Raw genomic sequence first — 6,759 nt, 5'->3', positions numbered from 1 at the left:
GCAACTTCGCCGGCACCGCACGCACCGACGTCGCCGTCGGCACCTCCAACGACGCGTCCATGTTCGACGCCACCGCCTTCGCCGGACCACGCAGCGGAATCAGTTCGTCTCCGGACGTGCTCGGGGCGGCGGCGGCGGGCGCGGCCGGGGCGGCGGCCTTCGGGGTGGCCGCCTTCGGCGCGGCGGGCGCGGCGGGGGCGGGAGCCGGGGCGGCGGGGGCCGGGGCGGGCGCGGCGGCGACGGGAGCCGGAGCGGGCGCGGCGGGCGCGGCCGGAGCGTCGGCGGTGGCGGGAGCGCTGGTCGGGCCGTCACTGAAGAAGTCGCGCCAGGCCCGGTCGACCGAGGACGGGTCCTGGAGGTACTGCTGGCGGAGTTCCTCGACGAGCCACTCGTTAGTTCCGAAACCCGAACCCTGGCCTATTGCTTCGGACATGTCTTCAACTTCTCCCGGTGACGGCGGTCTTGACGTTCAGGTTATCCCGTGCAAACGGCGGCCGGCGTGCGGCGGCGACGTCCGGGCGAGGGCGTCCGGGGCGGCGGCGCGCGGCGTGCGGGAGAGGGTCGAGCCGGTGCTCGATCGGCCGGCGGCCATCTCCGGTCTCCCCCTCGCGGACGTCCGTCCCGCCGGTCGGCGGACGGCTCGATTGTAGCTCTGATCTGCGGCTTCGAAAGGTCCGGGGGCGGTGCGGGACGGCCTGCGGGGCGGTCGGCGCGGGTGTGCGGCGGCCCGCCGGGGCGGGCTACCCCCGGGACCGGAGTCGGCAAGTTCTGTGCAACGGGCCCGGCCGTGCGCCGGGCGCGTGCCGCGGTACGGCCGCCGCGCGCCCTGCCCCCGCCCGCCCCCGGCGGCCAGGCTGCCCCACGGGCACCCCGCGCCCCGTACCGCCGGCCGGTTCCCCCCGGTCGGCCCGTCGAGACGAGAGGTGGAGGCAGATGGCAGTGGTCCCCGTGGCGGGGGCGCCGGGCAGGCTCCGGCGGTGGCGGCACCGGACGGCGGTGGCCGCGGCGGCGGGCGCGCTCGGCGCGCTGGGCGTGGTCGCGCCCGGGCCGGCGGCACACGCCCAGGAGCGGCCGGAGGCCGGGGCGGCGGCGCACCGGCTGGTCTACCTCGCCAACACCCGCGCGAACTCGGTGACGGCCTACGACCCGGTGACCGCGTCGCCGGTCGCGACCGTCCCGGTGGGCAGCTACCCGCAGGCGGTGGCGGTCTCCCCGGACGGCACCCAGGCGTACGTCGTCAACAACGGCAGCGGCACGGTCTCGGTGCTCGACACCGCCACCGGCACGGTCGCCGCGACGATCCCGGTGGGCCGGCTGCCCGGGCCGGTGGCCTTCTCGCCGGACGGCGCCCGCGCCTACGTGGGGCACTACGTGAGCGCGCGGGCCGGGGGCGTCGACGTGATCGACACCGCCACCCGGACGGTCACCGCCACCGTGCCGGTCGGCAGCCAGCCGTTCGGCATCGCGGTGACCCCGGACGGGGGCCGGGTGTACGTGGCGAACCTGATCGGCGGCTCGGTCTCGGTGATCGACACCGCCACCGACAGCCTGACCGGGACGATCGTCGACAGCCGGGCCCGGATGCCCACCGCGCTGGCGGTCTCGCCGGACGGCGGCCGGGTGTACGTGGCGAACTACGCCAGCGGCAACGTCTCGGTGATCGACACCGCGAGCGGCACGGTGGCCGGCGTGATCACGGTCGGGGCCGGTCCCGGCGGGGTGTCGCTCTCCCCGGACGGCGCGCGCGCCTACGTGCCCAGCCAGTCCGACGACACCGTCTCGGTGGTCGACACCGAGGTCGGCCGGGTCACCGCCACCGTCCCGGTCGGCGCCACGCCCGTCGGCGTGCTGGCCGACCCGGCCGGCGGCGCCGTCTACGTGGCCAACAGCCGGGACGGCACCCTGTCGGTGCTCGACCCCGCCACCGACACGGTCACCCGCACCGTCCTCACCGGCAGCGGCCCGTACAACCTGGCCACCGCGACCGTCGCGCCGAGCGTGACCGGGGTGCGCGCGGGCCACGGACCGGACGCAGGCGGCAACACCGTCACCGTCACCGGCACCCACCTGGCCGGGGCGCGGACGGTCCGGTTCGGCGGCACGCCCGCCACCGGCGTCACGGTGGTCGACGACGGCACCCTGCGGGCGACCGTCCCGCCGGGGGCGGGCGGCGCCGTCGACGTCACGGTGACCACCCCGGCCGGGACCAGCCCCGTCTCGACGGCCGGCCGGTACACCTACGCGTACCCGTTCGCCGGTTTCCGGCCCCCGGTGGCCGACCCCCCGGCCGTCAACCGGATGAACGCGGGCCGGGCGGTGCCGGTGAAATTCTCCCTGGGCGGCGACTTCGGCCCCGACGTGGTCGCCCGCGGCTACCCGGCCGTGACCCGGGTCGACTGCGCCACCGGCACCCCGCTCGGCGCCCCCGCCCCCGCCGCCGCGACGGACGGCCCGCCCCGGTTCGCGGCGGACGCCCGGAGTTACTCGTACGTGTGGAAGACCGACCGCTCCTACGCGGGCACCTGCCGGCTGTTCGCCCTCGGGCTGACCGACGGCACCGTGCACACCGCGCTGTTCCACTTCGACTGATCCCCCTCCCGGAGCGCGTCCGCCCGGCCGGGGCCGGGCGGACGCGCTCGGGTCAGCGGTGCCTGCGCCGGGCCGTGAGGAACAGGGCCGTTCCGGCGAGCAGGGTCAGTGCCGCGTAGCCGAGGGCGGGGGCGGCGGCCGTGCCGGTGCGGGCGAGTTCGTGGCCGGGGCGGGTCGGGGCGGAGGCCGGCGGGGCCGGCGGGGTGGGCGGGGTGGGCGGAGCAGGGGTCGTGGGGAGGGGGGTGGTGGGTGCCACGGCCACGCGGGCGGTGGCGGCGGGTGAGGTGGTGGTGGTGCCGGCGGGGGCGCGGCCGGTGGCGGTGGCGGTGTTGGTGATCAGGTCCTCCCGCAGGTCGTCCGGGGTGGTGGTGTAGGTGGCGGTGCAGGTGGCCGTCGCGCCGGGGAGCAGCCGGGCGGTGTCGGCCGGCGGGCAGTCGGGGGCGGGCGCGGTGCCGTGGCCGGTGAACGCGGTCTCCCGGACGCCGACTCCGGTGAGGGCGACGTTGCCGGTGTTGGTGACGGTGTAGGTGTAGTGGACGGTCTCGCCGGCCTGGTGGACGACGGCCGGGTCGGCGCTCTTCACCAGGGTCAGGGCCGGGGTGGCGCGGGCCGGGAAGACGGCGGTGGCGGCCTCGGCGCGCACGGTCCGGCCGCCGGGGTCGAGGGCGCTCGCGGTGGCCGTGTTGCTGATCCGGCCGGCGTCGACGTCGGCCGCGGTGACGGTGTAGGTGGCGGTGCAGGCGAGGGCGGTGCCGGGGGCGAGGCGGCCGGCTTCGGGCGGGCAGCCGGGGGTGGGGGCCGCGCCGTGGCCGTCGAACGCGGTCTCCTGGACGCCGAGGCCGGTGAGGGTGACGTTGCCGGTGTTGGTGGCGAGCAGCAGGTAGGTGACGGTGGCTCCTTCGACCAGCGGGGTGTCGGCGGGCCCTGCGGTCTTGGCCAGGGTGAGGGCGGGCGCGGCGGGCGCGGTGACGGTGGCGCGGGTTTCGGCGGAGACGGGGTCGGTGAAGCCGGCGGGTGCGCGGCCGGTGGCGGTGGCGGTGTTGGTGACGGCGCCGGCGTCGATGTCGGCCTGGGTGGTGGTGTGGCGGGCGGTGCAGGTCACGGAGGCGCCGGGGGCGAGGTCGAGCGCGGCGGCCGGGCAGCTGACCAGGGGCGCGCCGCCGGAGCCGGTGAACGCGGTCTCGGTGACGTGCGCGCCGACGAGCGGGACGCCCCCGGTGTTGGTGACGGTGAAGGAGTAGGAGAGGACGGTGCCCGCCCGGTCGACGGTGTCGGGGGTGACGCTCTTGGCGAGCGCGATGCCGGGCGGGGCGACGGCGTGCACGGTGGCGGTGGCCCGGTTGCTCACCGGGTCGGGCCCGGTGGCCGCGGTGGCCGTCGCGGTCGCGGTGTTGGTGACCGATCCGGCGGTCACGTCCTGCGCGGTGACGGTGTAGGTGGCCGTGCAGGTGGTGGTGGCGGCGGGGGCGAGGTCGCCGGCGGCGCAGACGGCCGCGGGGGCGGTGCCGCTGCCGGTGAAGGCGTCCTCGTCGACCCGTACGCCGGTGACCGGGACGCTGCCGGTGTTGGCGACCTCGTAGGTGTAGGTGACGGTGTCGCCGGCGGTCGCGGTCGGCCGGTCGACCCGCTTGGCGAGGGTGAGGTCGGCGTTGTCGCCCAGGGGGGTGGAGCTGATCACCCGGTGGTCGGTCTGCGGTCCGAGGGTGTCGATGACGGCGGGGTTGAGCACGGTCGGGCCGGTGTAGTGCAGGCCGCTCGGCGCGGCGACCGGCGGGTCCTCGGTGACGGCGCACCGCTGGCCGTCGTAGAAGGTGAGCGGCGCGGCGGTGGCGGTGCTCGCTCCGGCCGGGACGGTGACCGACCAGGTCTGCGGTTCCTGGGTGCCGCAGGTGACCGTACCGGTGAAGGTGAGCGGGACGGGCAGGCCGCCGGCGGGGAGGCCGGTGAGCTGCTTGGTGACGGTGACGGTGGAGGCGGTGTTGAAGACCTGGAGCGAGACGGTGCTCCCGTTCGAGGAGGGGACGGCGTCGAGGAACGCGTCGGGGCCGCTGGAGGACCGGGCGGTCGCGGTGTTGGGGTGGGTGCCGGGGACGGGTCCGGCGGTGCCGGTGACGGTGATGGTGACGTAGTCCCGTCCGCCGCCGATCTGCGGGATCGTGGAGGTGACGGTGCGGGTCACCGGGTCGAACACCACCGGGCCGCACACCGAGGCGGCGGAGTTCGCCGTGCAGCTCGCCGAGCCGTACTCGAAGGCGGTGGCGGGGGGCAGCGGGTCGGCGAACTCCACCGTCCGCGCCGGCTGCGGCGCCGCGTTGGAGACCTTGATGGTGTAGGTGACGGCCTGTCCGGCCCGCACCGCGGCCGGTTCGACCGCCTTGTTGACGGCGATGTCCGCGCAGGGGGCGGTGGCGCTGGTCGCGGCGGAGCTGTTGCCGGTGTTGACCAGCGGCGACGCGACGAAGAAGTCCGCGTGGTTGGCGATGCCGGTGACGCCGTTCGGGCAGGCCGCCAGCGGGGTCGGGTCGGCCGGGTCGACGGTCAGGACGACGGTCAGCCTGGCGCCGGGCGGGAACGCGCCCAGCGTGCCGGAGTAGACCATCGCGTTGTCGGCGACCGTGGCGTCCTCGATGAACGACGGGCAGCTCGCGCCGCCGGTGCCCTCGCAGGACACGACGTGCACGGCGTAGGAGCGGTAGAGGTTCGTCGAGGAGCTGAGGTAGTCGCGGATCGTCGCGCCGTCCGCCGCGTTCGGCCCCTTGTTCTCGTACGTGACGGTGTAGGTGGCGGGTCGGCCGGGCAGCAGCAGCGCGCTGTCCTGGGTCTTGGTGACGGAGACGTTCGTCTCCGGGCACCGGTCGGGGGTCAGGCCGGTCGCGGTGGTCCCCGCCGTGTTGCTCCCGGTGTTGACCAGCGGCGAGCGGGTGAACACCTGCGCGGTGTTGAAGACCCGGTCGACGGTGGGGTTCCGGCTGCAGGTGGTGGGCGTGCCGGACGGGTCGACCGTGATGACGACGGTCAGCACGGCGCCGGGCGGGAAGGCGCCCAGCTCGCCGGAGTAGGCCATGGTGCTGTTGGTGGCCGTGGTGTCCTTGATGAACGACGGGCAGCTCACCCCGCCGGTGCCCTCGCAGGACACGACGTGCACGGCGTAGGAGCGGTAGATGTTCTGCTCGGAGCTCAGGTAGTCGCGGACGGTCGAGCCGTCCGCCGCGAGCGGGCCGTTGTTGGTGTAGGTGACCGTGTACGTGTTGGGCCGGCCCGGCAGGATCTGCGGGTTGGCCTGGGTCTTGGTGACGGAGACGTTCGTCTGCGGGCAGCGGCTCGGCGTGAGGCCGGTCGCCGAGACGTACGCCTGGTTGGGCAGGGTGTTGGTCACCCCGCTCGGCGCGAAGACGTTGGCGGTGTTGCCGACGACGTCGGCGCTCGGCGAGGACGAGCAGGCCGGCTCCGGACCGGACGGGTCCACCGTCATCACCACCGTCAGCTTCCCGCCCGGCGGGAACGCCCCGATCTCGCCGGAGAAGACCATGGTGCTGTTGGTGGCCGTGGTGTCCTTGACGAACGACGGGCAGCTCACCCCGCCGGTGCCCTCGCAGGAGACGACGTGCACGGCGTACGAGGTGTACAGCGACCGCGACGAGGCGAGGTAGTCGCGGATCGTCGCGCCGTCGGCCCAGCCGTTGCCCTCGTTGGCGAAGGTCACCGTGTAGGTGTTCGGCCGGCCCGGCAGCATCGTGGTCTCCGACTGGGACTTGGTGACCCGCAGGCTCATCCGGTTGTCGACCGTCGTGCTGACCGAGCTGTCGTTGGAGGTCGGGTCCGAGTCCGTGGCGCCCGGCGGCGGGTCGATCCGGGAGGACGCCGTCACCGAGGACGGCGAGGGCGCGCCGAAGCGGCCGGTCACGGTCAGCGTCAGCACCCCCAGGTGCGGCAGGCTCACCGCCGTGCCCGCGACCTGGCCGTCCGACACGCTCAGCGCGCCGGGGCAGACCGCGCCCGCGGCGGCCGAGCAGCTCGCCGCCACGTTCGTCGCGGCGGCCGGCGGCGTCACGGTGAACGGCGCCCCGTCGGCGGCGGTCAGCGCGTTGTTGCTCATGGTCACCGTGTAGCTGAACTCCTGGCCCGCGTACCCGCCGGTCGGACCGGCGACGTTGGTCGTCACGTCGACCA

3 protein-coding genes are annotated in these 6,759 nt (G+C 75.7%); 1 reads left to right on the top strand and 2 read right to left on the bottom strand.

Annotation, left to right across the window (positions count from 1 at the left end):
* The coding region (locus ACZ3J7_RS34670) for a 2-oxoglutarate dehydrogenase E1 subunit family protein (RefSeq protein WP_465627378.1) at positions 1-433 on the bottom strand (433 nt) is incomplete at its 3' end.
* A gap of 500 nt (positions 434-933) precedes the next feature.
* On the opposite strand from ACZ3J7_RS34670, the gene ACZ3J7_RS34665 reads away from it, so the two are divergent.
* Positions 934-2,589 (top strand): PxKF domain-containing protein, encoded by a 1,656-nt coding sequence (locus tag ACZ3J7_RS34665; RefSeq protein WP_465627377.1) that lies wholly within the window; start codon positions 934-936, stop codon positions 2,587-2,589.
* Between the two features lie 52 nt (positions 2,590-2,641).
* Here ACZ3J7_RS34665 and ACZ3J7_RS34660 read toward each other — a convergent pair whose 3' ends face one another.
* On the bottom strand, positions 2,642-6,751 hold the full coding sequence (locus tag ACZ3J7_RS34660; RefSeq protein ID WP_465627376.1) for a DUF7507 domain-containing protein: 4,110 nt from the start codon (positions 6,749-6,751) through the stop codon (positions 2,642-2,644).
* Between the last annotated feature and the right edge of the window lie 8 nt (positions 6,752-6,759).

The organism is Kitasatospora sp. NPDC015121 (genome assembly GCF_055562955.1).
The sequence above is the reverse complement of the archived record's forward strand: the minus strand, read 5'-3'. Positions and strand labels throughout refer to the sequence as shown.